Genomic DNA, 26,687 nt, shown 5'->3' on the forward strand with positions numbered 1-26,687 from the left:
TTTTTATAATCCGGTTTGTGAAAAGTATTATCGTTGAAATCTTCATATAGTTACAAGCCGATTGCTGACAGCCGACCGCCATCAAGCCACATTCATTTGTTTCACCATCAGTCTCTGCACAACGGGCAGCAGTGTTTCCTGCAAAGGATAATCATATCTGGATTCTACGACATAAGTGGCAGGATTTGGCCACGCCTGAAATTTTCTGGTCAGGTCAATTTTTATCTGCTCGACCGGAGTTCCGATCGAAGTCCGTACTGAATCTATAAGGACCGTCTTTATATACCTTTCACGCATTTCGTTGTATAGCGCAAGTTGATATCTGAAAATCGTGACCATTCTGTCATAACGGTTCAGGAAAAACAGATATCCTTCCTCAGTCCTCAATGGAACAATGCCCACGGGTGAAATTTTTATATTTTCCCCAACCTCGGAAAACCGGTCTACACCCTCTTCCATGGTTTTAGAAAATCTCGGGATTGCAAAATCGAGAATATAATTCAACTCAGAAAGATAGAAATCGTCATGCAGCGTATCTTCATAAACCAGCCTCGCGGAAGTCATATCAACTCCTTTTAATGTTTTCGGAAAAGAATTACGGATCGCATTTTTGTTGGCCTGCAATTTCTGGCAGGTTTCCAGATGCCGTTTTACTTCCTGAAGATATGGATAAAGACGATTGGAAGTAAACTCGCCGTTGATATGCTGCAAATAATCCAGCACAACATATTTTTTATATTCAAAATCAAAAATACCTTCTGTCAACCAATCATTATGAAGCTTCGCCATCTTATGCAGTTGTTTTGATCCTGCTAAAAATTTAGTGAATTCCATTGATAACTCAAACGATTGTAATAACCTGACACATAATTTACTTCAAAAATCATATTGCAGCTCGTTTACATACAAAAATGTCATAACATCCTGAAAAAATGTCAGACGAAATTGGCTGGCATAGATTGTGCTTTATGGTTGCAAGTCATATCAATACTGACAACATAAAAATAAACGTTTAATATCTATGTCAACTTTAGCAGAAATACAAGTGAACGTACAACCTCTGGCTGATCGTGTTCTTGTAGAACCAGCCCCAGCCGAAGAAAAAACAGCATTTGGTATCATTATTCCTGATACTGCAAAAGAAAAACCACAACGCGGTACAGTAGTAGCAGTTGGACCAGGCAAAAAAGATGAGCCTATGACTGTTAAAGTAGGAGACACCGTATTATACGGAAAATATTCAGGTACTGAATTGGCATACGAAGGCAAAGATTGCCTTATCATGCGTGAATCAGATATCTACGCTATCATTGGCTAGTCATCTGACAACCTCGGTAATTAAAATCTTAAAAAATTAAAATCAAAAATTGAAATGGCTAAGAAAATATTTTTTGACATTGAAGCCCGCGATAAAATAAAAAAGGGTGTTGACACATTGGCTGACGCCGTTAAGGTAACATTAGGACCTCGTGGTCGTAACGTAGTTATCGATAAAAAATTCGGTTCACCTAGCATTACAAAAGATGGTGTAACTGTTGCGAAAGAAATCGATTTGAAAGATCCTTTCGAAAACATGGGCGCTCAATTGGTTAAAGAAGTAGCTTCTAAAACTGCTGATTCAGCAGGTGATGGTACTACAACTGCAACGGTTCTAGCTCAGGCTATTTACTCTATCGGAGTGAAAAACGTAGCAGCCGGTGCTAATCCAATGGATTTGAAACGTGGTATCGAGAAAGCAGTGTCAGCTGTTGTTAAAAATCTTGAAACACAGAAAAAAGATATTTCCACTTCAAAAGAAATCGCTCAGGTTGCTACTATTTCAGCTAACCATGACGAAGAAATCGGTAATATGATTGCCGAAGCGATGGAAAAAGTAGGTAAAGAAGGTGTTATCACAGTTGAAGAAGCGCGTGGTACTGAAACAGAAGTTAAAACTGTTGAAGGTATGCAGTTCGACCGTGGATACCTTTCTCCATATTTCGTAACAAACACTGAGAAAATGGAAGCTGATCTTGAGCGTCCATTTATCCTGATTTCTGAGAAGAAAGTTTCTTCGATGAAAGAACTTCTTCCAGTTTTGGAAGCAGTTGCTCAAACGGGTCGTCCTTTGCTTATTTTGGCGGAAGATGTTGACGGAGAAGCGTTGGCTACTTTGGTAGTGAACAAAATTCGTGGCGCCTTGAAAGTTGCTGCTGTTAAAGCTCCTGGTTTTGGTGACCGTCGTAAAGCTATGCTTGAAGACATCGCGATCATCACTGGCGGTACTGTAATTTCAGAAGAACGCGGTTTCAAATTGGAAAACGTTACTTTGGATTACCTAGGTACTTGCGAAAAAGCAATTATCGATAAAGACAACACAACTTTGGTTAATGGTTCTGGAAACTCGGAAGATATCCTTGGACGTGTTAACCAGATCAAAGCACAGATCGAAAACACAACATCTGATTACGATCGTGAAAAACTTCAGGAACGTCTTGCTAAATTGTCAGGTGGTGTTGCCATCTTGTACATTGGTGCAGTGACAGAAGTTGAAATGAAAGAGAAAAAAGACCGTGTTGACGATGCATTGCACGCAACTCGTGCTGCTGTTGAAGAAGGTATCGTAGCAGGTGGTGGTGTTGCTTATATCCGTGCAACTGCTGCTCTTGACGGACTTGTTGGAAACAACGACGACGAAAATACAGGTATCAACATTATCCGTATCGCGCTTGAAGCTCCATTGAGAACAATCGTTTCTAACTCTGGTCAGGAACCATCTGTTGTAGTAGCGAAAGTGAAAGAAGGAACTGGTGCTTATGGTTACAATGCGAAAGACAATGTTTATACAGACTTGTTAGAAGCTGGTATCATCGATCCTAAGAAAGTTTCACGTCTTGCTTTGGAAAACGCAGCGTCGATCGCAGGTTTGTTGTTAACAACAGAATGCGTAATTGCTGACGATCCGGAAGAAAGTGCTGCACCAATGGGTGGCGGACATGGCGGCGGAATGGGTGGAATGATGTAATCATCCCCAAGTCATATAGATTAAGGCAAAAAATAGCCGTCCGGAAAATCCGGACGGCTATTTGCTTTACTCAACGTTATGAAAATCTCCAACCCTTAGGAAATTTACTTTTAGACTAAGGTTTTTAAAACAGGTCACATATCTTCTGAAAATAAATCGTAATATTTTTTCATTGCTAAAAATTTTCCAAAAAAATAACCGTCCGGAAGATCCAGGCGGCTATTTACTTTACTCAACGTTATGAAAAACTTCCCACTTATGACGATGTCCTCATGAGGAAGTCACATGTAAAACAAAAAAAATTGACAAATTGTTTGTTTTAATTTTTATCTTAAAATAACATTCTGCCATCCTGCATAACCAATCGCCTGTCTGCCATCGTGGCCAGATCTTCATTATGTGTTACAATGACGAAAGTGTGTCCCAGCTCGTCTCGCAATTTGAAAAATAACTGATGCAGGTCCAGCGCGTTTTGAGAGTCCAGATTTCCGCTGGGCTCATCTGCTAAAATTATTGCTGGTTTATTCAATAATGCTCTTGCCACGGCCACACGCTGCTGCTCTCCACCGGAAAGCTGTGACGGCAAATGATCCATTCTGTCAGAAAGACCCAACAATCCCAGAAGCTCCTCCCCTCTTCTTTTTATTTCTTTTTCACTAAGCCCGGCGTTGATATAACCAGGCATACAGGCATTTTCCAAAGCGGTGAATTCTGCCAGTAAATTATGGAACTGGAAAATAAACCCGATCTCTTCGTTGCGGAATTTCGCCAAATCTTTGTCACTTAAACCCGAAACTTTGGTATCAGCGATAAAAACTTCTCCCTCATCCGGCCTGTCCAACGTCCCCAATATATGCAGAAGCGTACTTTTCCCAGCACCCGAAGCACCCACAATAGCAACAACCTCGCCACTATTCACCTCGATATCTATTCCTTTCAAAACTTGCAGGGCACCATACGTACGCTTTATTCCTCTGGCTTGAAGTAAATTCATATTATGAAAAGATAATTAGGTAAAAAGCTACCCCCGTTTTGATTAATTCCTTAATTTGCCGTGAAAATACCAATTTACTTTTATACTCATGAATATTCACGAATATCAAGGCAAAAGTGTCCTTAAAAAATACGGCGTACGTATTCAGGAAGGACTTGTTGCCGACACCCCCGACAAGGCGGTGGAAGTCGCCCGTGAGATTAGCCAGCAGACAGGTACCAAATGGTATGTGGTTAAATCACAAATTCACGCGGGTGGGCGTGGTAAAGGCAGAATTGTAGGCAGCGAACAACGTGGTGTTGCTTTGGCAAAATCTGTTGAGGATGTGCGTACAATAGCAAATAACATTCTGGGAAAAGTACTTGTTACGCACCAAACCGGTCCGGAAGGAAAGCGTGTAAACAAGGTTCTTATTGCAGAGGATGTTTACTACCCAGGTCCTAGTGAGCCAAAAGAGTACTATCTGTCTATATTGCTTGACAGAGGCAGAAACTGTAATGTCATTATGGCAAGTACAGAAGGTGGTATGGATATCGAGGAGGTTGCTGAGCACACTCCCGAAAAAATCATGAAAGAGTGGATTGATCCAAAAGTTGGATTACAACCTTTCCAGGCCCGTAAAGTTGCATTTGCACTCGGTTTGGAAGGCGACGCTTTCAAAGAAATGGTTAAATTCATCACCTCTCTTTACAAAGCTTACATTGAGAGTGATTCAGCGATGTTTGAAATCAACCCGGTTTTAAAAACATCTGATAATAAAATTCTTGCAGTTGATGCAAAAGTTGATTTGGATGATAACGCATTGTACCGTCATCCTGAACTTGCTGAAATGCGTGATACCAACGAAGAAGATCCTTTAGAAGTAGAAGCAGGCGCTAACAACCTGAACTATGTGAAACTGGATGGAAACGTAGGCTGTATGGTAAACGGTGCAGGACTGGCTATGGCTACAATGGACCTTATCAAGCTTTCAGGCGGCGAGCCGGCTAACTTCCTTGATGTTGGGGGTGGAGCGAACGCACGTACCGTAGAGGCAGGTTTCCGTATCATTCTGAAAGATCCGAATGTTAAGGCTATCCTGATCAATATCTTTGGTGGTATCGTTCGGTGCGACCGTGTTGCAGCAGGTGTTGTTGAGGCTTACAAAGCGATCGGCGAAATTCCTGTTCCAATCATCGTTCGTCTGCAAGGAACAAATGCTGAAGAAGGAGCGCGTATTATCAACGAATCAGGTTTGAAAGTTCAGTCAGCGATTGAATTTAAAGAAGCTGCAGCGAAAGTTTCTGAAACGCTTGCGCAATTGGGCGTTTAATTTTTCGGAAAATATATGGAAGAGGACGATCACTTGGTCGTTCTCTTTTTTGTTAAACGTATAAATCTGTCGGCCACTTTTTTACTTTTAGTAATGGGGCAAACAAGCTTTGATCAAAAAAAAATTATTGACCACTGGATTGAAAGTTCCGATGAAGACTTTCTTACTATGATGGCGATGTTTGAAAGTAAACGATACAGCTGGAGCTTATTTGTGGGTCATATTATGATCGAGAAATTATTAAAAGCTTACTTTGTTAAAGTTAATAATGAATTTCCACCATTGATCCATAACTTGCTTAGGCTATCTGAGAAGTGCAACATTGAACTTAGCGAAAATCAAAAATTATTCTTAATTTCAGTTACAGCTTTCAATATTAACGGCCGGTATGACGATTATAAAATGAGTTTTCAGAAGACTTGTACGCCTGAGTTTACAAATGACTGGATTCAACAATTGAAAGAACACAGACAATGGATAAAAAACTTATTAATACCATAGAGAAATATATCTCTTCTGTTTCTGAAAGTCAGCCAGGATTTTTGAAAGCATTTTTATTTGGATCATATGCCAAAAACAATTTTGAGGCTGAAAGCGATATTGACATAGCGTTGGTGATCGATAATTTAAGCGACATAGAAAAATTTAATGTCCAGGTCAAATTAATGTTACTTGCCTCTAAAATCGATACCCGTATTGAACCTCATCCGATATCATTACAGGATTTGATGTCCGAGAACAACCCTTTTGGAAGTGAAATCCGTAAAACAGGAATTGAATTTCAGTTAAGTTGATCGACGTTTTTAAGCCAATATAAAATACAACAACACCGTCATTAAAAAACTCACCATTCCCTGCAAACCCGTCAGAATGGTATGCGTCCGATAAGTATCCTTTGCTGAAATACCGGTAAATTGTGATACGACCCAAAACCATGCATCATTCGTATGGGATACGATCATGGCACCGCTGCCTGCCGCCATAACCAATAACGTAATCTGTATCGGTGTTAGAAAACCCAGCGTCGTGAGCAAGGGCGCTATGATACTCGTGGTCAAAACCATCGAAGAAGTGGTTGATCCTTGTGCAGTTTTAAAAAATGCGGCGATCAGAAAAGTTATCATTAATAAAAAAACACCTGACATTTCATTTCTGGTAAGCCATTCGCTAACCATATCTTTCAAAGAAGTTTCTTTCAGCACAGCACCGAAAGCGCCACCAGCTCCCACCAGTACCAGTGTAGTACCACAATGTTCTATTCCGCTTTTGAAACATGAAATCATCTTCTCAGCCGATCTTTCAGGGAAAAGTGAGTAGCTGAAAAATATTGCAAGCAAAAAAGAAACGAGGGGGCTGCCGAAGAAACTTGTCCAGCGCATCAAATTTTCCGGAAAATGTAAAATCCTGGCAAAGGATGCGAGTGTGATCAGTAAGATTGGAAGAAGAATAGGCATGAACGCTTTCCACGCAGGAGGTAAATTTTTCTCCAAACCGGTCTTGGGTTTCGCTGCAAAATCTTCCATGATCGGGACATTTTTTGCATACTTGCCGGCAAACCAGGTAGAGAGAAATAAACTGGGAATTGAAACAATCAAGCCGATCAGAATTACCAGTCCTACCGAATCAGCAATTCCAAGATTTCCAGCAGCCGAAAGCGGACCGGGCGTTGGCGGCACAAGTGTATGCGTCGCAAATAACCCGCCTGAAAGTGAAAGTGCTACAACAGCCAATGGTTTTCCCGTTCTGGCTGCAACAATCTGATTTAGTTTATGTAAAATGATATACCCCGAATCACAAAATACCGGAATACCTACAATTGCTCCGATCACAGACATAGCGAATGCCGGGCGTTTTTCTCCAAACAATTTTAATATAACATCCGCCACTTTTATGGCCGCCCCGGACTGATCGAGAATTGCACCGATGACACAACCCAGTATCACCATCAGCCCGATTTTGGACATTAATTCGCCAAAACCCTTACCAATTGTTTCTGCGAGTTTATCAATGGGTAATCCTGCAAAAACACCAACGCCCAAAGCTGCCAGAAGCAGACCAGTCAGCGGGTGCATTTTCAGAACTGTTGAGCTTAGCACAATGAAAAGAATAGCAACAAAAACAATGAGGATGATCATATAGACGCAAAAAGGCAGTTTATATTATAATAATTTTAAAACCGCCTCATCTCCTGTCACAGCATTCGCCGGTCTGGGATGTTCGGCATCGAATACTGCAAGATCTCTTTGATCCAACACTTTCGAAGGACCTTCGTCAATATTTCCCTGCGTATCCGAAATTGCCTTGATATCCAGATTCAGATGTTTTGCCATAAAAATATACATCGCTTTCCGCTTATTCGGACCGTAATCGTGTTTTTCATCAGGCAAATGAACATTCTCGACAAGATTCTTTTCCCCGTAGAGCGCATATATTTTCTGCATAAAAGGGAATTCAACATTTGGGGTATTTTTCGTCCAGTCGTCTCCATCAGAAGTTAACAACATCGGCCTCGGCGCAGTCAGTGCAGCGATCTCCACATTATTAGTCTGGTATTCGCCTTTTTTGTGGATAGGCATACCGCTCTCGCAGACACAGCCACCGAAAAAATGTGCAGATATCATGACCGTTGGCGCAGTCACTTTAACACGCTGATCTAGCGCCGCCAGCAGAAATGTCTGAGTTCCCCCACCCGACTCGCCGGTAACTGCAATACGTTGAGGATCAACGCCTGGAATAGATAAAAGAAAATCTATCCCACGCATGGCATTTATTGTTTGAAGCTTCAAAGCCTTCGAAAACTTATGCTGCGTTTGTTTGGAATCGCCTTGTCCGGCCATGTCGAGCACGAAAACGACAGCACCCATTCTTGCCAATGTTGCGCAGCGTTTCTGCGTTTGTTCACGGAACCGGCCATGTGGGTTTTCCCCATGTCCGTGCGGACATAATATACCGGCGTAGGATTTTTGTTCTTTAACAGGACGGTATAGATTCCCCGTCACATAAATTCCCGGCATACTCTCGAAGGCAACATTCTCGACCGTGTATCCGTCCATTACCCGTTTGCTATGGACAATTGGCGTTGATTTAGGTCTTGGAGGAATGTTTCCCAGCTCCATTCCCTCACGTATCTGCGCCCGGATTTTCTGTGCTCTGGCTTCCCACTCTGCTTTGGTGGCGGGTATATGGCTATCCAGAAATGCCTTACCCTGCGCTTCTGTAAAATATGGGCCCTGACAAAGTTCTGACTTTTGGGCAAATGCATTTAACCCAAATGCCATGGCAGAAGCCAGTAAAATCGTTCTAAATATTTTCATTTTCAGGTATCGTCAGATTACAAACTATCCTGAAAAGACGTTACTTCAATTTGACTACTGATAAGTAGCCAGGTTATTCGTCATTTATTTAATACAATTTAGCCAAATCGAATGATCAGGAAAACTGTTTAAATCATGGAACTGCAATTCTGACAAAACCTTTTAAAATTGAGGCGTTTAACTCTTTCACCTCTCCTTTATACTCTCCATCAACCTGAAAATAAACCTCCCTGTCAAGGCACTCTATCTTTGCATTTTCAACAGAAAGCACTTCCATTACATCATGATCGAAAGATGTATTTCCGGTAAGAAACTTCGCAGTTTCAATAAAATCTATTTTTTTAGCAATCACGATTTCAAAAAGTCCGTCCGACATATCGCCAAATGGATTGATGCTGATTCCAGTACCATATTTTTTCGCATTTGCTATAATGACGACCAACGCTTCCGTTTCTACGGTTGCACTTTCAGTAGTTATACGCACACGAAAATTTTCATGTTCATTCAGGGTTTTAAACATTTCCAGAGCATATCCAAGCTTCCCACGCATATCACCACTCTCATAATTTTTTACCAAAAGTGCGTTCAGGCCAATATCGCTAAGGTGCAAACTGATATCATCGTTAATCCGCACCGCATCGATAGGGCTGGAATTTTCCCCAAATGCAACTTCAATCGCTTCGTCAAGTTCGGACGGAAGTCCAAAATCGGCTGATAAACCGTTGGCTGACCCTGCCGGTATGATTCCAAAAACAATGTCGGTACCTGTTACCGCCTCAGCAACCATGGATATCGTACCATCTCCGCCTGCGACCAGGATTCGGTCAGGGCACAGCTTTTTTACAAGATTTCTTATTTCACCAAGATCATTGACACCTGTTGTGGAGAATATACTCAGAACATAATCATCCTCTTCCGCTTTGGCGGCCACTTTTAATAAAATTTCCTCTTTATCCTTGTCACCGGATATAGGATTAACAACTAACAAAACCTTTCGTTCTGAAAACATATTGTCTAAATTAGGCACTTCAAGTGCATAAGGGTAAAGGTAAGATATGAAACGATGCGACTTAAAATTATACCGGGGCTACGCAAATAAAAACGAATTGATTGTTTTTGGCCACGCAGTGGAAAAATACCCGGAAGGTGATCACAAATATACCAGAAAAGGTTTCAGGTATGCCCGGACTATCCTCCAACTCTTTTCAATAAAAACCATACCAAATTTAAAGGTTATTTTGAGAGTTGGTTCAGTTGTGGCGGAAACACAAACGCTGGAAGATGGCTATTTTCGCTTTCAAATTCCATTTACTGAACCTATGGAAGGAGGATGGCATTCTTATGAAGTAAGCGTTGATGATCAGATAGGCAAACATAAATATCTGGCTACCAAACAAGAAGAGTTTTTTAAGCCTTATGAAAGTTCTTATGGGATTATCTCAGATATCGATGATACCTTTTTGATCTCGCATAGCCGGCGATCGTTCAAGAAGCTTTTTGTATTGCTGGCGAAAAATGTCCAGGCCAGAAAACCCTTTGACGACGTCGTAAAACACTACCAACTATTGTCACTGGCGAGCAGAACAAATCCGATCCATCCGGCGAATATATTCTTCTATGTATCCAGTAGTGAGTGGAATTTGTATGATATGATCATCCGTTTTGCTGAATTGAACGGCCTGCCAAAAGCAGTTCTCAAACTAAAAAAAATAAAATCCGGGCTGGACGATTTTATCATGACCGGTTCCGGCTCCCATGATCACAAGTTTCAAAAAATTCTGAACATTGTTGAATTTTATCCGGAATTACAATTCATACTACTCGGCGACGATTCACAGCAAGATCCCGTGATCTATGAAGAAATCTGTCAAATGTTTGCAGGAAATATAAGAGCTGTCTACATTCGCCAAACCCGGAAAAGGAGTAAATCTGACACAACGATACTTTTAAAGAAAATTCAGGACATGGGAATTGACACTTGTTACTTTTCACACAGCAACAAAGCCATCATTCATTCACTTGAAACGGGTATCGTATTTAAACAACCAATAGAAAATAATTTAACCTAAGTAAATGGACATTTCCTACATTCTGAACGAGCTTGGAGAAGATCGCAGTCAATATTTTAATGCGGTTTCTCCTCCGATCGTGCAGACTAGTAATTTCGTATTCGACAGTTTTGAAGAGTTACGCAATGCTTTTGCCAATGAAGAATCTACATTTGTATATTCAAGAGGTAAAAATCCTACAATCGATATTTTAAGTAAAAAGCTGGCAGCATTGGACGGAGCCGAAGATGCGCTGGTTTTTAATAGTGGTGCTTCAGCCATTTATTGCTCCGTGATGGCCAACGTTAAATCAGGTGATCATATCATTTCGATCAAAAAACCGTATAGCTGGGCAACGCGGCTTTTTGATAATGTGCTTACTCGTTTTGGGATAGAAACAACATATGTGGATGGGACAAATATTGAAAATTTTAAAGATGCCGTCCGCCCCGAAACACGCATTATTTATCTGGAAACACCAAACACATTAACTTATGAAATTCAGGATCTGGAAGCTGTTTCCAAGCTCGCAAAAAGCCTGAATATTATAACGATTGTTGATAATAGTTACTGCACACCGATTTATCAAAAACCGCACGATTTCGGTATTGATCTGAGTTTACAATCAGGAACCAAATATCTCGGCGGCCATAGTGATGTGCTCGCCGGTGTGTTGACAGGTTCCAGGAAAATGTTGAAAAAAATATTTAATGAACAACTGCTAAATACCGGCTCAGGAATTTCGCCTTTTAATGCATGGCTGATTTTACGTGGATTGCGTACGCTGCCGATGCGTTTGGAGCATATCTCAAAATCGACAGTAAAGGTTATTGAATATCTCAAAAAACATCCGAAAATTGAAAGAGTGCTTTTTCCTTTTGATGAAAATTTCCCACAGATAGAACTGGCGCACAAGCAAATGAAAGGTGCGTGTGGACTTTTCACCATCGTAATCAACGCAACCTCACATCATCAGATAGAGCGTTTTACCTATTCTCTAAAACATTTTTTGGTGGCTGTTTCCTGGGGTGGCCATGAGTCATTGATTCTGCCACAGGCCGGCGGAATTGCACCCGAAGAATTTGATCCAACCATAGAGCTGCATCGCATGGCGCGTATTTATATCGGTTTTGAAGATCCTGATTATCTGATCAAAGACTTGGAGCAGGCACTGGAAGTACTGTAATTAGCACTGCGGCCGTTCTAAAAACGTTTTGTTCCTAACTTTCGTATTTTAAAGAAAACGTCCCGAACATTATATGAAAACTATACTCATTGTCGAAGATGACAGGCGTATCGCGCAAAATATTTACCGTGGACTACATACCGAAAACTTCGAAGCAGAAATCGCTTATGATGGGATCACAGGTAAAAATCTTGCACTAAGTAAGAAGTTCGACCTGGTTTTGCTTGATGTAAATCTTCCCGGCTTGAAAGGATATGATGTTTGTCAGCAGATCCGTGTTTATAAACCGTCGCTGCCCATCATTATGCTCACAGCTTATGGTGAGATTGAAGATAAGGTGGAAGGTTTGAATAAAGGAGCAAATGATTATATCGTCAAACCATTTGATTTCAGAGAGTTGATGGCGCGCATCCATGCTGCCTTACGCGTTTCTGAATTAAACAATCCAGAGGTTGAGAACCAAACTTTACGCATTGCAGACCTGGAACTAAACGTTGGAACCAAGGAAGTTATCCGTGCAGGAAAGTCAATTGAATTAACCGCGAAAGAATTCGCCTTACTGGAATATTTTCTGCTGCACCGAGGCCGCGTCGTTTCGAAAATGGATCTTGCCGAGCATGTCTGGCATCTGAACTTCGACCCGGGCACAAATGTCGTTGAAGTGTATATCAATTATCTGCGCAAGAAAATTGATAAAGATTTTTCTACCAAACTCATACATACGCGACCAGGTCTGGGTTATATCATGAAAGAAGAATAATCCTGCCATTCCGGGATTATACAAAATCACACTACCTCAAAAATAACATTTCTGTGAAAATAAAAGACAGGATTGCACTGCAATTTACGTTGATGGTAGCTGTTATCTTACTGCTCTTTTCCATCGCCATTTACAGTGTTTCGGCAAGATATCGTCAGGAAGAATTTTATGATCGGCTTAAAAGTAAGGCAAAAACAACTTGCCGGCTGCTGGTCAAAGTGAAGGGGATTGACAAAGATCTCCTCAGGACTATTGACATGAACACGCTGACGGAAATGCTGGATGAAAAAGTTCTTATTTTTAATAAAAATGACGAACTGGTCTACTCCAGCGTGGATGATAAACTGATTACCTATCACAAGGAATTATTGGCTCAGGTAAGGAAAAATAGAGAAATTGAATTTTTGCAGGACCAAAGCGAAACGATCGGTTTGCTTTATGAAGAGGGAGAAGAGCCGCTGGTCGTGCTTGCATCTGCTTATGATAAATTCGGACGCAATAAATTAGAAAATTTACTGCAGACATTGGCTTGGGGGCTCATCGGCGGAATTGGATTAACTGTGGCTTTAGGGATTTATTTTGCCAGTAATTCCTTAAAACCTATCAGTGCAATTAATAGTCAGGTTTCAAAAATCACAGCTAATAATCTTGCTCAAAAACTGGATGAAGGAAATCGGAAAGATGAAATCGCCCAGCTCGCGATTAATTTCAACACGGTTTTGAATCGCTTGAACAAAGCTTTTGAGCAGCAAAAAAGTTTTGTTTCCCACGCTTCACATGAATTACGAACGCCCCTTGCAGCGCTGAAATCAGAGATTCAACTTGGACAGCGTTTTGCAAAAAATGATCCTGATCTGGAGGAGGTGTTTGCCAATCTTTTCTCAGATACCGAGCGTCTGATCAGCATTACCAACAATCTGCTCTTCCTTGCCCGTTCCATTGAGAATATGGGTAATATGAAATTTACACCAGTGCGGGTGGAAGATCTGGCCTTTATGGCCAAAGAAGAAATATTATCTTCTTTCCCGAATTATGCAGTTTTCATTGATTACATCAACATACCTGATAATGAGAACGATACAATCATTGAAGGCAACGAAGAATTACTAAAAAGAGTATTGCTCAATCTGATCGACAATGCCTGCAAATATTCTACGAACAAAACTGCCAGAGTTCTTTTCGAAACAAACGAAACAGACTGTATCATTAAAATAACAGACGAAGGAATTGGGATAAATAAAGAAGATATCCCCTATCTTTTTGATCCATTTTACCGTTCGTCACACGCCAGCGAAGTTCCAGGTTTTGGTATTGGTTTGTCAATTTGCCAACGCATTGTTGAACTTCATCACGGTAGCATCGCTGTGCAAAGTGAGCCCGGAAAAGGGAGTGAATTTAAGGTTACCTTAAAGCATGTTTAGCATTCTAATTTTTTTCTAAGGTTATTCTAAGCCTCTTGTAATACCAGGTTCCGTATATCGCACCTTTCTAACCATGCGTTTATGCGAATCTACATCACCGGACTGCTATTACTATTATCATTAAGTTTACAAGCTCAGGACACACTGCGACTTACCATCCGACAAGCGGATAGTATTTTTTTACAACATAATCTTCAGCTTCTTGCCGAGAAATATCAGATTGATATCGCCAAATCGCAGGAAATTCAGGATAAGCTCTGGAATAACCCAACATTGACTGCTGAGGTAAGCGCTTACAACCCATCTCGTGGGTTTATGGATGTTGGCCGTCAGGGGCAAAAAGCGTTCACTATTCAACAATTGATTACCAGGGCCGGAAAAAGAAATAAACGTGTGGCTCTGGATGTGGAATCAACCCGGAAAAGTGAATATCAATTTTATGATCTGATCCGCACGTTGAAGTTTGAACTGCGCGAAATTTTCTTCGAATCGTACTTTCTGAGCCAGACAATCGCTTTGTACGATACGCAGATCGCAACTTTAAACACAACCGTTACTGCTTTTGACAAAGAATATGATCGCAAAAATATTTCTTTGAAAGAAGTAGTAAGACTTAAAGCATTGCTGTTTCAGCTTACCAACGACCGGGCCGATATTCTGTTTGAACTGGCCGAAAATCAGCGCGATCTGAAAACGCTTTTGAATGCTGAAAATCCAGTTAAGTCTGTGGTCGATAGCTCAGACATCAGTCGCTACCAGCTTAAAAATTACAATCTCGTTTCGTTAAAGGATCGTGCGCTGCAAAGTCGCCCAGATCTGAAAGTGGTCGAATCGGAAACAAAACAATCAGAATTAAATTATACCCTGCAAAAGGCATTAGCTGCGCCGGATATTCAGATTGGCGGAGTATATGATCAGGCGAGTAACTATGTCAATAATTATTTTGGTTTGAATGTTACCGTTGATCTTCCATTTTTTAATAGAAACCAGGGAAATATCAGAGCTGCCAAAAGTAATATCAGTTATTTCAAAACGGTACAAACGGCGAAGCAAAGCAGTATCAATAATGAAGTTGACGCTGCTTTACAAAAGGTTTTCATTGCTGAAAAGGCCTACAAAAGTGTAGAAAATCATTTTACAGATCAATTTACATTGCTAAGCAAGGGCTTCTACGACAACTTTCAGAAACGCAATATCACGCTGCTGGAATTTATAGACTTTATAGAAACATACAATGAAAGTACCAGAGAGTTCAACCGGTTACAAGCCGACCGGATCAAGGTATATGAAGAACTCAATTTCGTAGTTGGCGAGGAGCTGTTTAATTAATAAATGACTGAAATTCTTATAAATATCCGGATGAAAGCTGAAAGTAAGCAACAAAATCGATCACCTTACAAGACGAAACCAGGCCTGAAAACAATTTTGGTCTATACATGTTCACTTGCTTTGATGAGCCTTTGTTTGCCATCCTGCCACAAAGCAGAGGAAAAACAGGAAGAATCAAAGGCATTTATGTTATCTGATACCATGATGAACCGCATCAGACTTGATACCGTAAAAACGGAGATCGTCAGAAATGAATTGACACTGGTAGGGAAAGTAGTGCCTGACGAAAATCAGATCATCAAAATTTTTCCTCTTGTAGGGGGAAATGTGGAAGATGTCAATGCAGAGCTGGGCGACAATGTGAAAAAAGGTCAGAAACTGGCGACAATCCGTTCCGGGGAAGTAGCAGATTTTGATCGCCAGATGATCCAGGCCCAATCTGACCTGCTGATTGCTCAGAAAAATCTATCCTCTACGGAGGACCTTTATGAAAGTAAGTTGGTACCTGAAAGAGACGCGATCACCGCCAGGCAGATGGTGGATAAAGCGCAGGCCGAAGTAAGCCGGATGAAGGAAATATTTTCGATTTATGGTTTAAGTAAATCCACCAACTATACGGTTAAGTCTCCAATCGATGGTTTCATTATTTCAAAAAATGTAAACAGGGGGATGCAGCTTCGTTCTGATAACTCCGAAGCGTTGTTTACCGTCGGACAAATCGCGGATGTCTGGGTTTTGGCTAATGTTAACGAAAGCGATATTCCAAGAATCAAAATAGGAATGACCGCAGATGTGCATACGATCAGTTTTCCTGATGAAACTTTCAAAGGAAAAATTGACAAGATATATAACGTTTTAGACCCGGAAACCAAAGCGATGCAAGTCCGGATACAGCTGAATAATGTTGGTTTTAAATTAAAACCGGAAATGCATGCGACTGTGACCCTGAATTTTGAAGAAAATAATCAAATGCAGGCTATTCCTTCCCAGTCAATCATCTTTGACCGCAGTAAAAACTGGGTGATGATTTTCCATAGCCGCAGCAATATTGAAGCACGTCCTGTGGAAGTATACCGGACATTAACCAACCGCGCTTATATAAGCAAAGGACTAAAAGATGGCGAGCAGGTGATTTCAAAAAATCAATTGCTAATCTATAATGCAATTAATGATTGAATGGGTGAATGACGGAATGAGTGAATGTTGACTCATTCTGTCATCGCAACGGCGACCAAGTCAATACTCAATCATCTAAAATTCCATCATTCAAAATTTATTTTAATGAATAAATTCATTCGGGGAATCGTAGGTTTCTCTCTCAAAAACAGATTTTTCATCTTCTTTCTGACGGGCCTGATGATCGTGGCCGGAGTGGTCAGTTACAAGAGCACTCCTTTGGAAGCATTTCCGGATATCACCAATACACAAATCATTATCGTCTCACAATGGCATGGCCGTAGTGCAGAAGAAATTGAGCGGTTTGTGACCCAGCCTATTGAAATTGCAATGAACTCCGTGCAGCGGAAGGCAAACGTAAGGAGTGTTACGATGTTTGGACTTTCAGTTATCAAAATTATTTTCGATGACGATGTAGAAGATTTTTTTGCCCGTCAGCAAGTTAATAATCAGTTAAGAGCTGTTTCATTGCCGGATGGTGTAGATCCGGAAGTTCAGCCGCCGTACGGGCCTACCGGGGAAATTTTCAGATATTCACTAGAAAGCAAAGACCGGGACAGCAGGGAATTACTGACACTTCAAAATTGGGTTATCGACCGCCAGCTTCGCAGTGTTCCCGGAGTTGCCGATGTTGTTGCTTTTGGTGGACGGGAAAAAATCTACGAAGTTCAGGTAAACCCAACCAAACTGGTAAAATACAACATCACTCCACTTGAAGTCTACGAAGCCGTCACCAAAAGTAACGTAAACGTGGGCGGAGACGTCATCGAAAAAAATAGTCAGGCGTACGTGGTAAGGGGAATTGGTCTGCTCGAATCAACACAGGACATAGAAAACATCATTGTTCAATATGTGAAGGATTATCCCGTACTGGTAAAAGATGTTGCCGAGGTAAAAGAGTCGGATCTTCCACGTGTAGGCCAGGTAGGTCTGGGGAAAAATGATGATGTCGTTGAAGGTATCGTCGTACAGCGAAAAGGTGAAAATCCAAGTGAAGTACTGGCTAGAATTAAAGACAAGATTGATGAACTGAATACAAAAATTCTCCCACCAGATGTTAAAATGGTCACATTTTATGACCGAGATAATCTGATTGAGTTTTGCGCAGATACTGTGAAACACAACCTGGTTGAAGGTATCGTTTTTGTGACCGTTATCGTATTCCTTTTCATGGCTGACTGGCGTACAACGGTTATCGTTTCCATTATTATTCCCCTCGCCCTGCTTTTTGCATTTACCTGCCTGAAATTGAAAGGAATGTCGGCGAACCTACTATCGATGGGGGCGATTGACTTCGGGATAATCATTGACGGGGCCGTGGTCATGGTCGAAGGAATATTCGTAGCCCTGGACCACCTTGCCCATAAAAACGGAATGGACCGCTATAACAAACTCTCCAAACTTGGATTAATAAAAAAGACGGGCGGTGAAATGGGGAAAGCGATTTTCTTCTCAAAATTAATCATCATTACTGCCCTGCTCCCGATTTTCAGTTTCCAGAAAGTGGAAGGGAAAATGTTCAGCCCGTTGGCATTTACACTTGGATTTGCGCTGCTCGGTGCCTTGTTCTATACTTTGACACTTGTACCGGTTTTATGTTCCTTCTTACTAAACAAAAACGTCCGGGAGAAAAATAATCCGATCGTCAATTTCTTTGATAAGATCGTCATGGGTGGTTTTAACTGGTGTTTTGGTCATAAGAAAATCAGTTTTATATTTGCTTCCTTATTTCTGGGTATTTCTCTTTTCTCTTCCACCTGGCTCGGAACAGAGTTTTTGCCACAGCTCAACGAAGGCGCGCTCTGGGTCACAGCCGAGTTACCCATGAGTATGTCACTTCCTGAAAGTGTGAAAATGGCTGGCGACATCAGGAAAGACCTGGCTACTTTTCCAGAGGTTAAACAGGTACTTTCGCAAGTAGGCCGTTCCAACGACGGTACGGATCCCAATGGCTTCTACTTTTGCCAGTTCCAGGTAGATTTGGTTCCAAAAAAAGAATGGAAACGTAAGATCAGTAATGAGCAACTGACGGATGAGATGAACAAGCTTCTAAGCGTTTATCCCGGTGTTTTATACAATTATTCTCAACCTATTGTGGACAACGTTGCGGAAGCGGTGGCTGGATATAAGGCCAGTAATGGTATCAAAATCTTTGGCCCAAACCTCGAAGAACTGGAGAAATATGCAAACCTATCTATGGATGCCATACGCGATGTCAACGGCATTAAAGATCTGGGACTTATCCGCAATATTGGCCAGCCAGAAATCAGTGTGATCCTGCATGACCACAAAATGGCGCAGTATGGAGTCAGCACCGCTGATGTTCAGGCGGTTATTGAAATGGCCATTGGCGGAAAAACTGCCTCCATCCTTTATGAAGGTGAACGCAAGTTCGACATCCGTCTTCGTTATCAACAGCAGTATCGCCGAGACGAACAGGACATTCAGCAATTGATGGTACCGACGATGGCTGGTGGAAAAATTCCATTAAAGGAAATTTCGAGTATCAAGAAAGTCACTGGTCCTGCATTCGTTTACCGTGACAATAATAAACGTTTCATTGGGGTGAAATTTTCTGTACGTGGCCGCGACCTCGGAGGCACGATTGCCGAAGCACAACAACGTGTTAAAGAAAAATTCCCTGATCTTCCAAAGGGTTATTCAATTGAATGGGTTGGAGAATTTGAAAACCAGGTTCGCGCCACTGACCGCCTCGGACAAGTTGTCCCCATCAGTCTCGTTGGTATTTTCATTCTGCTATTTATCATGTTCAGCAATGCTAAAGACGCCGGCCTCGTTTTGGTTAACGTCCCGTTTGCCCTGATCGGTGGTATTTTGGCACTACATGCGACACACATGAATTTTGGAATTTCCGCCGGCGTAGGCTTCATAGCACTCTTCGGCTTATGTGTCCAGAATGGCGTAATTCTGATTTCTGTCTTCAATAAAAATCTTGCAGAACACATGCCTCTTGACGATGCCATCCGGGAGGGTGTCAAATCAAGGATCAGACCGGTCGTGATGACCGCACTCATGGCTGCTATTGGCCTGCTTCCGGCCGCAACTTCAACTGGTATTGGCTCTGAGACACAAAAACCACTAGCCATTGTCGTAATCGGCGGATTGATCACAGCGACAATTCTTACCTTGCTGATCTTTCCGATCATCTACGGTTTCTTTAACAGGAAGAAAAGGGTTGCCGCATAAAATTACCTGAAAATTCAACTTGTCCCCGCGTCAGAACTTGATGCGGGGATTTTTTTGTTTGTTTGTTCCTAGTCAAAACCGGTCATCTCGCAGACAAATAGTGCCTCCCTGTCGATACCATCTCAACGCGATTAAACACGGATAAAAATCTACTGTCTTACTATCATGAAAGCACAGAAAGTGCCGGATTTTAACATTTAAAAACAGAAACCATGAAAAAGATAATGTTCTCAATAATCGTATTATTAGGTCTTTCAGCAGCACAGGAATCCAATGCTCAGATCAGTTTAAGTATCAACATCGGAAGTCAGCCAGCATGGGGGCCAACCGGTTACAATCATGTTGATTTTTATTACCTACCGGATATTAATGCTTATTATGATGTGACAAGATCTCAATATGTTTATCAAAACGGGCCTCAGTGGGTCTACACCTCATCTTTACCGTCTCGTTACCGTCATTACGATATTTACAATTCATATAAAGTCGTTGTAAACGAATCAAGACCTTTCCTTCATAACAACGTCCATGTTTCTCAATATGCGCGATACAAAGGAAACCATAACCAGCAGATCATTCGTTACAGCCGTGACGAGCGTTATTACCAAAGTGCAGGACATCCGAAATATCAGGTTAAAAAAGATGACCGTAACCGCGGATACGTAAAAAATAATGACAGAAACGATCGTGTCGATAGAAATGATCGTGGAAGAAACTATGACAAAGGTTATCGTAGAAACTAAATAACAATAAACCCCGGACTTCACTCGCGCTGGTCCGGGGTTTATTGTTATTAATTGAATCAGTCTTTAGATAAGAATTTATTTCCCGGAAAAACTGACCGTAAACGTAGTCCCCACTCCTTCTTCAGATTGCACGTCGATTCTTCCGTGATGTGTATGAAGAATATTTAAAGTTGTAGCCAAACCAAGTCCCATTCCATGTTTCTTACCGGTAAAATAAGGTTCGAATATTTTATCCATGTTCTCTTCACTGATCCCGGAGCCATTGTCCGCAAAAATCACTTGCAAAGAATCAGCCTGTAAACGCGTAGTAATTCTAAGCACACCGGTATCTTCATCCATCGCTTCGATAGCATTCGTGATCAAATTCAGAAATGCCATGTGAAGGGAAACTGAATCCAAGGGAATAGCAAAATCTTCTTCCGCGAAAACCTTAACGATTTGAATTCTTTTCAGCTGAACACGGTCATAAGCAGTTGCAATAGCTTCATCCAAAACCTGATGAATTGATTGATCAACAAGATTTACATCCGTAGAACTCGACGGCTGTAATAATTGGGTGATCAAATCATTGATCCTTGTACAGTTCCGTTTTATAATTTGGGTATAAAATTTCTGATCTTCATCTACCAGCTCCATTTCCAACTGTTCAGCCGACAGGTTTACGTTGGTGAGCGGGTTCCGAACTTCATGCGCCAGCATTCGTACGAGGCGGCTTGTAACTGCCAGTTTTTCAGAGAACAAACGTTCCCGCTCCGACTGCTTTCTTGCCGTAATATCGTGTAACCGCCCCTGGACATAGGGATTATCCTCATCCATTTCCATGGATGCAGAGAAAACGCAATATTTTTTCTCTCCGTCATTGGTTACCAGACGCACTTCAAAATCCTGAATTGATCTTTCCTGGATTCCTTCCCAAACACTTCCGAAAAGTGGATCGTCCACCATTTCAAGAATATTTTTACTTTTCAGTTCTTTGGGTAAGTAACCTGTCAAAGTGCATGCTGATGTATTAAAATCTGTGATGACACCTTCAAGGTCGCTGATGAACAGAAAGTCATTTGATTCCTCAAAAACACGCCTGTATCTCCGCTCACTGTGGCGCAGGGCTTTCAAAACAGATGTACGTTCCAACGCATAACGGATGGTACGTTCTAGTTTCTCCGAATCAAGCTCGTTTTTGATAAGATAATCTGCTGCGCCGAGCCTCAATGCCTCGACTGCTACTTTGGTATCACCTTTCCCTGTCAAAAGAATAATGGGCTCTTCACATTCCAGCGTGCAGGCTTCCTCGATCAGGTCAATACCGTTGCGTTCACCAAGCAAATAATCAAAGAAATACAGATCAAACTTCTTATTCTGAATATTATGAATAGCCTCCTTATACGTAGAGCACCAGGTAATATCGAATTTCCAATTAATCAGATCACTAAAATATTCTCTGGTTAGAAAATAGTCATCTTCATCATCATCAACCAGAAGTACGCTAATAACTTTGCTATTCATTATAATCCGAAATTGATATTTATTCTTTTAACTGGTTTAATATATTAAAAACGGTAAACGTCTTTTATTGTTTAAAAATGGCTTACCGGAAGAATGATCTCAAAGGTCGCTCCCTGATCAGGAACCCCATAGGCATCGATAATTCCGTGATGTCCTTCCACGACCTTCTTGCAAACCGCCAACCCGATCCCAGCTCCTTCATATTCAGAACGTCCGCGTAACCTTTGGAAAATAGTAAAAATCCGGGATGCGTTTTCATCTGAAAACCCAATCCCATTATCTTTAACTATAATTTTGATATAACTTATCTCTTCTGATAATTTTCGCTTCAAAATTTCCGCAAAAGGCACCTCTGCTATTGTTATGGAAATTACCGGATCCGTATCAGCTTTGGCAAACTTTAAAGAATTTGAGATCAGGTTTAAAAAAAGCTGAGACATCTGCGTTGGATTTGCCTCTATAACAGGCAGATCATCGACCTCAATAGTCGCGTTCCTGGTTTGAATAGTCACTTCTAGATCACTTAATGTAGCTTTTAGTATCTCATTAAGATCTGTTGGTTCGAAGATTTTTGACGAACTGGTTACTTTGGAAAATTCAAGCAGATTATTGATCATATTCTGCATTCTACGGGAAGAACTAAGAATCCTGTCCAGGTACAAATGATTTTCATCATCCAGACTATCCTTTGACCTGGTATCAAGTCGCTCGCCAAACGACACGATTTTGCGAAGAGGTTCCTGCAGATCATGAGAGGCGACATAGGCAAATTGTTCCAGATCTGCATTGGATGTGTTAAGGTCACTTACTTTCTGTTCCAGCTCACGCTGCATGTCACGAAGCATCGAAACGTTGAAAGCAGTACCAATAGAAATTGGATTTCCTGTATTTTCGTCAATCGTGTTATGGCCTTTGGCATACAAATGCTTTTCCCGACCGTCTTCGGAGATAATCCTGAATTCCAGAACATACGTATCTGTATAAGCAAGAACATTCGTCAATTTCTCCTTGATCATTTCAACATCATCCGGATGAATATTCTTCCTTAAAATATTGATATCTGATTTTGACAACAACAAATCATCAGACTTGTAACCCATCAGGCGATATATGCCCTCTGTCAACTCGAATTGAGAAGTTTTAATGTCCCAAATCCAGCTGCCAAATTCCATAGTTTCTTCCGCTTCCTCAGATAGCTTCTGAAAACGAGAAGCCTTAATCTCGTTCTGTTTTTCAACAGAAATATCGGTCAGCGTATATAAAAAATTATCACCATGCGAAGACCTTGTAATCCTGCACCAGATGCCAGATTTTTCAAATTTGAAATTAAAGCTACCGGAAACATCTATTTTGTTAAGACCTGAATGGTCGCCAAAAATTGATTTGTCAGTGAGCCCGGTTAGTTCAGTTATTCCTGTCAGCTTTTGAGCAGTTGGATTTATATAAATGCAGCTTAATTCTCCGGAATTTGTATCACTTTTTTCAGCAACTATACTACAAACAATAAACCCCGTCGTCGATGCATTTATAATCTCCTCAAATGAAAAAAGGGATAATTGATTTTCCAATTTCTTAAATATCAAATTGTTTCATTTTGTTATACAAAGTTTTACGGTCGATGTTTAATAAACGCGCAGCTTTACTTTTATTAAAATTTACGTCACGTAATACCTGCATAATCATATCATATTCTGCCTCATTCGCGACAGTTTTCAAACTTGGCTTGGAATCCTCGGTTTCCACAGCTTCCTGTGTGACTGGCGATGTTACAACGGGTGCTGAAATTTCTTCATCAAGATCTTTCAGTTTGCTGTAATTAACGATTTCAAATGGCAGTGACTTTTCTTCAATAAACTCACCGTCAGAAAGCAAGGTGGCGCGTTTGATCACATTTTTCAATTCGCGCAAGTTTCCCGGCCATGAATAATTTACAAAATCCTTCATTACCTCATCGGAAAACCCTTTAACGCTTTTGCCTAATTCCGCATTGGTTGTATCCAAAAATGTCGTTGCGAACAGCAAAAGGTCATCTTTTCGGTTTCTCAAAGCCGGCACCTCAATTGTGAATTCATTGAAACGGTAATAAAGATCTTCTCTGAATTTACCATTTCTGGCCGCATCCAAAAGTCTTTCGTTACTCGCTACGATAATCCTTACATCCAGATCAATTTCTTTGGAAGCACCGATTCTGCGCATTTTACGTTCCTGCACAACACGTAACAAAGCCACCTGGATTTCATAAGACAAGTTGGAAACTTCGTCCAAAAACAAAGTCCCACCATTTGCCATTTCAAAATGCCCGATTTTTGTTTGAAGCGCACCGGTAAAGGATCCTTTTTCATGACCAAAAAGTTCGCTTCCGGCAAGTTCTTTCGATATTGCACCGCAGTCCATTGCCACAAACGGCATATCTTTTCTGCGTGAACGGTTATGAATTTCATGCGCGATCGCCTCTTTCCCGGATCCACTTTCACCATAAATAATTACGCTGAAATTAGTTGGCGCCACAAGGTCAACCTGACGAAACAAGTTATCAGCAATCTCACTTTGCCCCATCACATAACCCGCTTTCATTTTGTGGGTCGTTTTGCGGCCAGGTTTTACAGCCGTGACGGCATCGGTGTTTCCTGCAACATATTCATTATCTCCTGATTTTTCAGACTCTGCATCTGCCAAAGCTTTTTTGACAGTCACCAGGATTTCGTCCGGGAAAAGAGGTTTTGTAATATAATCGTAGGCTCCAAGTTTCATCACATTCACAGCCACTTTGATATCAGAGTATCCGGTAATGATCAGAACGGGAACATGAGGACGTTTTGATTTAATGGCATTCAACAACTCAGTTCCTGTGATATCTCCCAGGCGAAAGTCGGTCATTACCAGGTCAGGCTCAAAAGATTCAATTAACAACAGCCCGTCTTTTCCGGTTTGAGCTGTTTCAACTATAAAGTCATTCTTAGATAAAAATCTTTTTAAAAGGAAGCAAATATCCGCTTCGTCATCAACCACTACTATTTTTTTCATGTGGAATAAAGTGCTTTCTTAATTAAATGGTAACCCGAAGTCGGGCGGTTGGTATATTTAATTGCTCTCTGTATTTGGCAACTGTACGACGCGCTACTGAATACCCTTTTTCTGAAAGCAAATCAGTAATCTGCTGGTCATTAAAGGGATGTCTTTTATCTTCTGCCGCCGTAATTTCCCGAATAGCCTCCTGAATTTCACGGTTAGATACTTCCGTTCCATCTTCATTGGTAACTCCTTCGGTAAAGAGGTCTTTTAATAAAACAATACCAAAAGGTGTCTGAACGTATTTATTTGTCGTAACCCGCGATACCGTAGAGATATCCATATCGATAATCTCCGCCACATCTTTCAGGATCATGGGTCTTAATTTTTTGATATCTCCCGTCTGGAAATAATCGTATTGAAGTTTAACAATAGCTCTCAATGTGCTCAACATGGTATTTTCACGTTGTTTGATTGCATCAATAAACCACTTGGCGGAGTTCATTTTGTTTTTCAAAAACTGATTAGTCGCCTTATCAATTTTCTGTTCTGCCATTTGAGTAAAAAGCTTATTGAGGCGCAAGGCAGGGCTGTTTCCCCAGGTAAGCTGTACTTCAATTTCACTGTCTTCAATATAACGAAGCATAAAATCCGGCTTGATGCTTTCATTTACCAGGCTGTCATTACGAAGTCCTGATGCAGGTTTTGGATTAAGTGTGGTAATCAGCTGAATGGCCTTTTTCAAACATTCTTCATCGATTCCCAAAACGCGCATTATTTTGTCGTAATTACGCGAACCTAACTCATCAAACGTATCAGAAACAATCTTGTAAGCCCAGCCCCAGCATTCGTCCTGGTTTTCTATACGTTGCAGCTGAATTAACAAACATTCTCTCAGATCTTTTGCAGCAATTCCGGGAGGGTCAAGCTGCTGAATCACCCGGAGCATTAATTCAACCTCCTCAGTATCGATGAACATGCTGTTGGCAAAAGAAATGTCATCAGCAATCACTTCGCTTTCTCGTCTCAAAAATCCATCTTCATCAAGAGAATCCAGAATAAAATCGGCCACGAGCTGCTGTCTTTCATCCAGTCTCAAAAAATGAACTTGCTGTTTTAAATCATCTCTGAAAGAAATAGACTCGACCATAGGCCGCGTATACAATTCATTATCAGCAGATTGATTATTGGCATATGTCTTGTAATCAGGAATATCGTCGTCTCTGAACTCGTCCCAATCCTGATAGTCCTGTACTGACGGATAATCATCATCTCCGGAACTCGCCGAGTCATCTGTATCCTGAAATTCTTCCACAGGATCTTCTGATGCAGTTTCCTCCTTGCCCTCTTCAAGTATAGGATTTTCCTCTAATTCTTCTTTAATTCTTTGTTCAAGCTCCATGGTTGTCAAATGCAATAGGTTAAGCATCTGAATCTGGAGGGGAGAATATTTAAGGGTCTGTCGTTGCGTCTGCGTTTGTCTTTGCATAGAGCAATTATTCTAATATTAAAAGTTCTCTTTAATGATATCGTTTGAAACTGAAACCTGCATAGTTCGGCCGAACCGAAAACTCACATCAAAAGGGTCCCTTTTGTTGACTTACTGCGTACATCTTTTAAATTTACTATACTTTATCCTAACTTACTTAACCTTAGTTAGCAAAATGCAAATATTGCG

Annotated in this window: 22 protein-coding genes; 13 read left to right on the forward strand and 9 right to left on the reverse strand. The window is 41.1% G+C overall.

Annotated elements, in window-relative coordinates; all coding sequences use genetic code 11:
* Positions 1 to 81: 81 nt before the first annotated feature.
* Entirely contained in the window at positions 82 to 789 is a 708-nt protein-coding gene (locus AC1XUO_RS13340; protein ID WP_483330312.1) for a hypothetical protein, read from the reverse strand.
* 232 nt (positions 790 to 1,021) lie between these two features.
* On the opposite strand from AC1XUO_RS13340, the gene AC1XUO_RS13345 reads away from it, so the two are divergent.
* Positions 1,022 to 1,318, forward strand: coding sequence for a co-chaperone GroES (locus AC1XUO_RS13345; RefSeq protein ID WP_137338835.1), 297 nt, complete (start codon positions 1,022 to 1,024; stop codon positions 1,316 to 1,318).
* Positions 1,319 to 1,372: 54 nt separating this feature from the next.
* Positions 1,373 to 3,004 (forward strand): chaperonin GroEL, encoded by a 1,632-nt coding sequence (groL, locus tag AC1XUO_RS13350; protein WP_483330313.1) that lies wholly within the window; start codon positions 1,373 to 1,375, stop codon positions 3,002 to 3,004.
* 331 nt (positions 3,005 to 3,335) lie between these two features.
* Here the strand turns inward: groL and AC1XUO_RS13355 are convergent, their stop codons facing one another.
* Positions 3,336 to 3,998 carry an ABC transporter ATP-binding protein gene (locus AC1XUO_RS13355; protein ID WP_483330314.1) on the reverse strand — a complete coding sequence of 221 codons (663 nt, stop codon included), beginning with the start codon at positions 3,996 to 3,998 and terminating at the stop codon, positions 3,336 to 3,338.
* Positions 3,999 to 4,086: 88 nt separating this feature from the next.
* On the opposite strand from AC1XUO_RS13355, the gene sucC reads away from it, so the two are divergent.
* Genes sucC through AC1XUO_RS13370 form a run of 3 tightly spaced genes read left to right on the forward strand, consistent with a single transcriptional unit; the run spans position 4,087 to position 6,104 of the window.
* Entirely contained in the window at positions 4,087 to 5,310 is a 1,224-nt protein-coding gene (gene sucC / locus AC1XUO_RS13360) for an ADP-forming succinate--CoA ligase subunit beta (RefSeq protein ID WP_235150981.1), read from the forward strand.
* 15 nt (positions 5,311 to 5,325) lie between these two features.
* Complete coding sequence (locus tag AC1XUO_RS13365) at positions 5,326 to 5,811, forward strand: HEPN domain-containing protein (RefSeq protein WP_483330315.1); 486 nt, start codon at positions 5,326 to 5,328, stop codon at positions 5,809 to 5,811.
* Positions 5,784 to 6,104, forward strand: coding sequence for a nucleotidyltransferase domain-containing protein (locus AC1XUO_RS13370; RefSeq protein ID WP_483330316.1), 321 nt, complete (start codon positions 5,784 to 5,786; stop codon positions 6,102 to 6,104). The genes AC1XUO_RS13365 and AC1XUO_RS13370 overlap by 28 nt, the downstream gene beginning before the upstream one ends.
* A gap of 9 nt (positions 6,105 to 6,113) precedes the next feature.
* On the opposite strand, the gene AC1XUO_RS13375 is transcribed toward AC1XUO_RS13370, so the two are convergent.
* The 3 genes from AC1XUO_RS13375 to AC1XUO_RS13385 all read right to left on the reverse strand — a co-directional run bounded on the left by AC1XUO_RS13375 (position 6,114) and on the right by AC1XUO_RS13385 (position 9,633).
* Positions 6,114 to 7,445, reverse strand: a complete 1,332-nt coding sequence (locus AC1XUO_RS13375) for a GntP family permease (RefSeq protein ID WP_483330317.1) — start codon at positions 7,443 to 7,445, stop codon at positions 6,114 to 6,116.
* Between the two features lie 24 nt (positions 7,446 to 7,469).
* A complete protein-coding gene (locus tag AC1XUO_RS13380; RefSeq protein ID WP_483330318.1) occupies positions 7,470 to 8,624 on the reverse strand; it encodes an alpha/beta hydrolase family protein in 1,155 nt (384 codons plus the stop codon).
* 133 nt (positions 8,625 to 8,757) lie between these two features.
* Positions 8,758 to 9,633: a diacylglycerol/lipid kinase family protein gene (locus tag AC1XUO_RS13385; protein WP_483330319.1), complete on the reverse strand. Its 876-nt coding sequence runs from the start codon at positions 9,631 to 9,633 to the stop codon at positions 8,758 to 8,760.
* Between the two features lie 46 nt (positions 9,634 to 9,679).
* On the opposite strand from AC1XUO_RS13385, the gene AC1XUO_RS13390 reads away from it, so the two are divergent.
* The 8 genes from AC1XUO_RS13390 to AC1XUO_RS13425 all read left to right on the forward strand — a co-directional run bounded on the left by AC1XUO_RS13390 (position 9,680) and on the right by AC1XUO_RS13425 (position 20,494).
* Positions 9,680 to 10,693 (forward strand): App1 family protein, encoded by a 1,014-nt coding sequence (locus tag AC1XUO_RS13390; protein WP_483330320.1) that lies wholly within the window; start codon positions 9,680 to 9,682, stop codon positions 10,691 to 10,693.
* A gap of 4 nt (positions 10,694 to 10,697) precedes the next feature.
* Positions 10,698 to 11,858, forward strand: coding sequence for a trans-sulfuration enzyme family protein (locus AC1XUO_RS13395; protein ID WP_483330321.1), 1,161 nt, complete (start codon positions 10,698 to 10,700; stop codon positions 11,856 to 11,858).
* Positions 11,859 to 11,931: 73 nt separating this feature from the next.
* Positions 11,932 to 12,618, forward strand: a complete 687-nt coding sequence (locus tag AC1XUO_RS13400) for a response regulator transcription factor (RefSeq protein WP_483330322.1) — start codon at positions 11,932 to 11,934, stop codon at positions 12,616 to 12,618.
* A gap of 53 nt (positions 12,619 to 12,671) precedes the next feature.
* The gene (locus AC1XUO_RS13405) at positions 12,672 to 14,039 is read left to right on the forward strand and encodes a sensor histidine kinase (protein WP_483330323.1); all 1,368 of its coding nucleotides are present in this window, start codon (positions 12,672 to 12,674) and stop codon (positions 14,037 to 14,039) included.
* Between the two features lie 81 nt (positions 14,040 to 14,120).
* Complete coding sequence (locus AC1XUO_RS13410) at positions 14,121 to 15,368, forward strand: TolC family protein (RefSeq protein ID WP_483330324.1); 1,248 nt, start codon at positions 14,121 to 14,123, stop codon at positions 15,366 to 15,368.
* Between the two features lie 123 nt (positions 15,369 to 15,491).
* Positions 15,492 to 16,544 carry an efflux RND transporter periplasmic adaptor subunit gene (locus AC1XUO_RS13415; RefSeq protein ID WP_483330405.1) on the forward strand — a complete coding sequence of 351 codons (1,053 nt, stop codon included), beginning with the start codon at positions 15,492 to 15,494 and terminating at the stop codon, positions 16,542 to 16,544.
* Positions 16,545 to 16,649: 105 nt separating this feature from the next.
* A complete protein-coding gene (locus tag AC1XUO_RS13420) occupies positions 16,650 to 19,751 on the forward strand; it encodes an efflux RND transporter permease subunit (RefSeq protein ID WP_483330325.1) in 3,102 nt (1,033 codons plus the stop codon).
* A gap of 212 nt (positions 19,752 to 19,963) precedes the next feature.
* Positions 19,964 to 20,494, forward strand: coding sequence for a hypothetical protein (locus AC1XUO_RS13425; protein ID WP_483330326.1), 531 nt, complete (start codon positions 19,964 to 19,966; stop codon positions 20,492 to 20,494).
* 78 nt (positions 20,495 to 20,572) lie between these two features.
* On the opposite strand, the gene AC1XUO_RS13430 is transcribed toward AC1XUO_RS13425, so the two are convergent.
* From AC1XUO_RS13430 to rpoN, 4 genes are all read right to left on the reverse strand, one after another.
* The gene (locus tag AC1XUO_RS13430) at positions 20,573 to 22,000 is read right to left on the reverse strand and encodes a two-component system sensor histidine kinase NtrB (protein ID WP_483330327.1); all 1,428 of its coding nucleotides are present in this window, start codon (positions 21,998 to 22,000) and stop codon (positions 20,573 to 20,575) included.
* Between the two features lie 71 nt (positions 22,001 to 22,071).
* A complete protein-coding gene (locus AC1XUO_RS13435) occupies positions 22,072 to 23,568 on the reverse strand; it encodes a sensor histidine kinase (protein ID WP_483330328.1) in 1,497 nt (498 codons plus the stop codon).
* Between the two features lie 4 nt (positions 23,569 to 23,572).
* Positions 23,573 to 25,024: a sigma-54-dependent transcriptional regulator gene (locus AC1XUO_RS13440; protein ID WP_483330329.1), complete on the reverse strand. Its 1,452-nt coding sequence runs from the start codon at positions 25,022 to 25,024 to the stop codon at positions 23,573 to 23,575.
* A 22-nt stretch (positions 25,025 to 25,046) separates the two neighbouring features.
* Positions 25,047 to 26,498 carry an RNA polymerase factor sigma-54 gene (gene rpoN, locus AC1XUO_RS13445; RefSeq protein WP_483330330.1) on the reverse strand — a complete coding sequence of 484 codons (1,452 nt, stop codon included), beginning with the start codon at positions 26,496 to 26,498 and terminating at the stop codon, positions 25,047 to 25,049.
* Positions 26,499 to 26,687: the final 189 nt, after the last annotated feature.

The organism is Dyadobacter sp. HNCC25DJ186, assembly GCF_056895235.1.

Excerpts from the sequence above, each read along its gene's own strand:
- AC1XUO_RS13395 (WP_483330321.1), top strand. The coding sequence starts at position 10,698 with ATGGACATTTCCTACATTCTGAACGAGCTTGGAGAAGATCGCAGTCAA.
- AC1XUO_RS13440 (WP_483330329.1), bottom strand. The coding sequence starts at position 25,024 with ATGAAAAAAATAGTAGTGGTTGATGACGAAGCGGATATTTGCTTCCTT.
- AC1XUO_RS13355 (WP_483330314.1), bottom strand. The coding sequence starts at position 3,998 with ATGAATTTACTTCAAGCCAGAGGAATAAAGCGTACGTATGGTGCCCTG.
- AC1XUO_RS13415 (WP_483330405.1), top strand. The coding sequence starts at position 15,492 with ATGAGCCTTTGTTTGCCATCCTGCCACAAAGCAGAGGAAAAACAGGAA.
- AC1XUO_RS13410 (WP_483330324.1), top strand. The coding sequence starts at position 14,121 with ATGCGAATCTACATCACCGGACTGCTATTACTATTATCATTAAGTTTA.
- rpoN (WP_483330330.1), bottom strand. The coding sequence starts at position 26,498 with ATGCAAAGACAAACGCAGACGCAACGACAGACCCTTAAATATTCTCCC.
- AC1XUO_RS13345 (WP_137338835.1), top strand. The coding sequence starts at position 1,022 with ATGTCAACTTTAGCAGAAATACAAGTGAACGTACAACCTCTGGCTGAT.
- AC1XUO_RS13385 (WP_483330319.1), bottom strand. The coding sequence starts at position 9,633 with ATGTTTTCAGAACGAAAGGTTTTGTTAGTTGTTAATCCTATATCCGGT.
- AC1XUO_RS13430 (WP_483330327.1), bottom strand. The coding sequence starts at position 22,000 with ATGAATAGCAAAGTTATTAGCGTACTTCTGGTTGATGATGATGAAGAT.
- sucC (WP_235150981.1), top strand. The coding sequence starts at position 4,087 with ATGAATATTCACGAATATCAAGGCAAAAGTGTCCTTAAAAAATACGGC.
- AC1XUO_RS13400 (WP_483330322.1), top strand. The coding sequence starts at position 11,932 with ATGAAAACTATACTCATTGTCGAAGATGACAGGCGTATCGCGCAAAAT.
- AC1XUO_RS13420 (WP_483330325.1), top strand. The coding sequence starts at position 16,650 with ATGAATAAATTCATTCGGGGAATCGTAGGTTTCTCTCTCAAAAACAGA.
- groL (WP_483330313.1), top strand. The coding sequence starts at position 1,373 with ATGGCTAAGAAAATATTTTTTGACATTGAAGCCCGCGATAAAATAAAA.
- AC1XUO_RS13390 (WP_483330320.1), top strand. The coding sequence starts at position 9,680 with ATGAAACGATGCGACTTAAAATTATACCGGGGCTACGCAAATAAAAAC.
- AC1XUO_RS13365 (WP_483330315.1), top strand. The coding sequence starts at position 5,326 with ATGGAAGAGGACGATCACTTGGTCGTTCTCTTTTTTGTTAAACGTATA.
- AC1XUO_RS13340 (WP_483330312.1), bottom strand. The coding sequence starts at position 789 with ATGGCGAAGCTTCATAATGATTGGTTGACAGAAGGTATTTTTGATTTT.
- AC1XUO_RS13370 (WP_483330316.1), top strand. The coding sequence starts at position 5,784 with ATGGATAAAAAACTTATTAATACCATAGAGAAATATATCTCTTCTGTT.
- AC1XUO_RS13425 (WP_483330326.1), top strand. The coding sequence starts at position 19,964 with ATGAAAAAGATAATGTTCTCAATAATCGTATTATTAGGTCTTTCAGCA.
- AC1XUO_RS13375 (WP_483330317.1), bottom strand. The coding sequence starts at position 7,445 with ATGATCATCCTCATTGTTTTTGTTGCTATTCTTTTCATTGTGCTAAGC.
- AC1XUO_RS13380 (WP_483330318.1), bottom strand. The coding sequence starts at position 8,624 with ATGAAAATATTTAGAACGATTTTACTGGCTTCTGCCATGGCATTTGGG.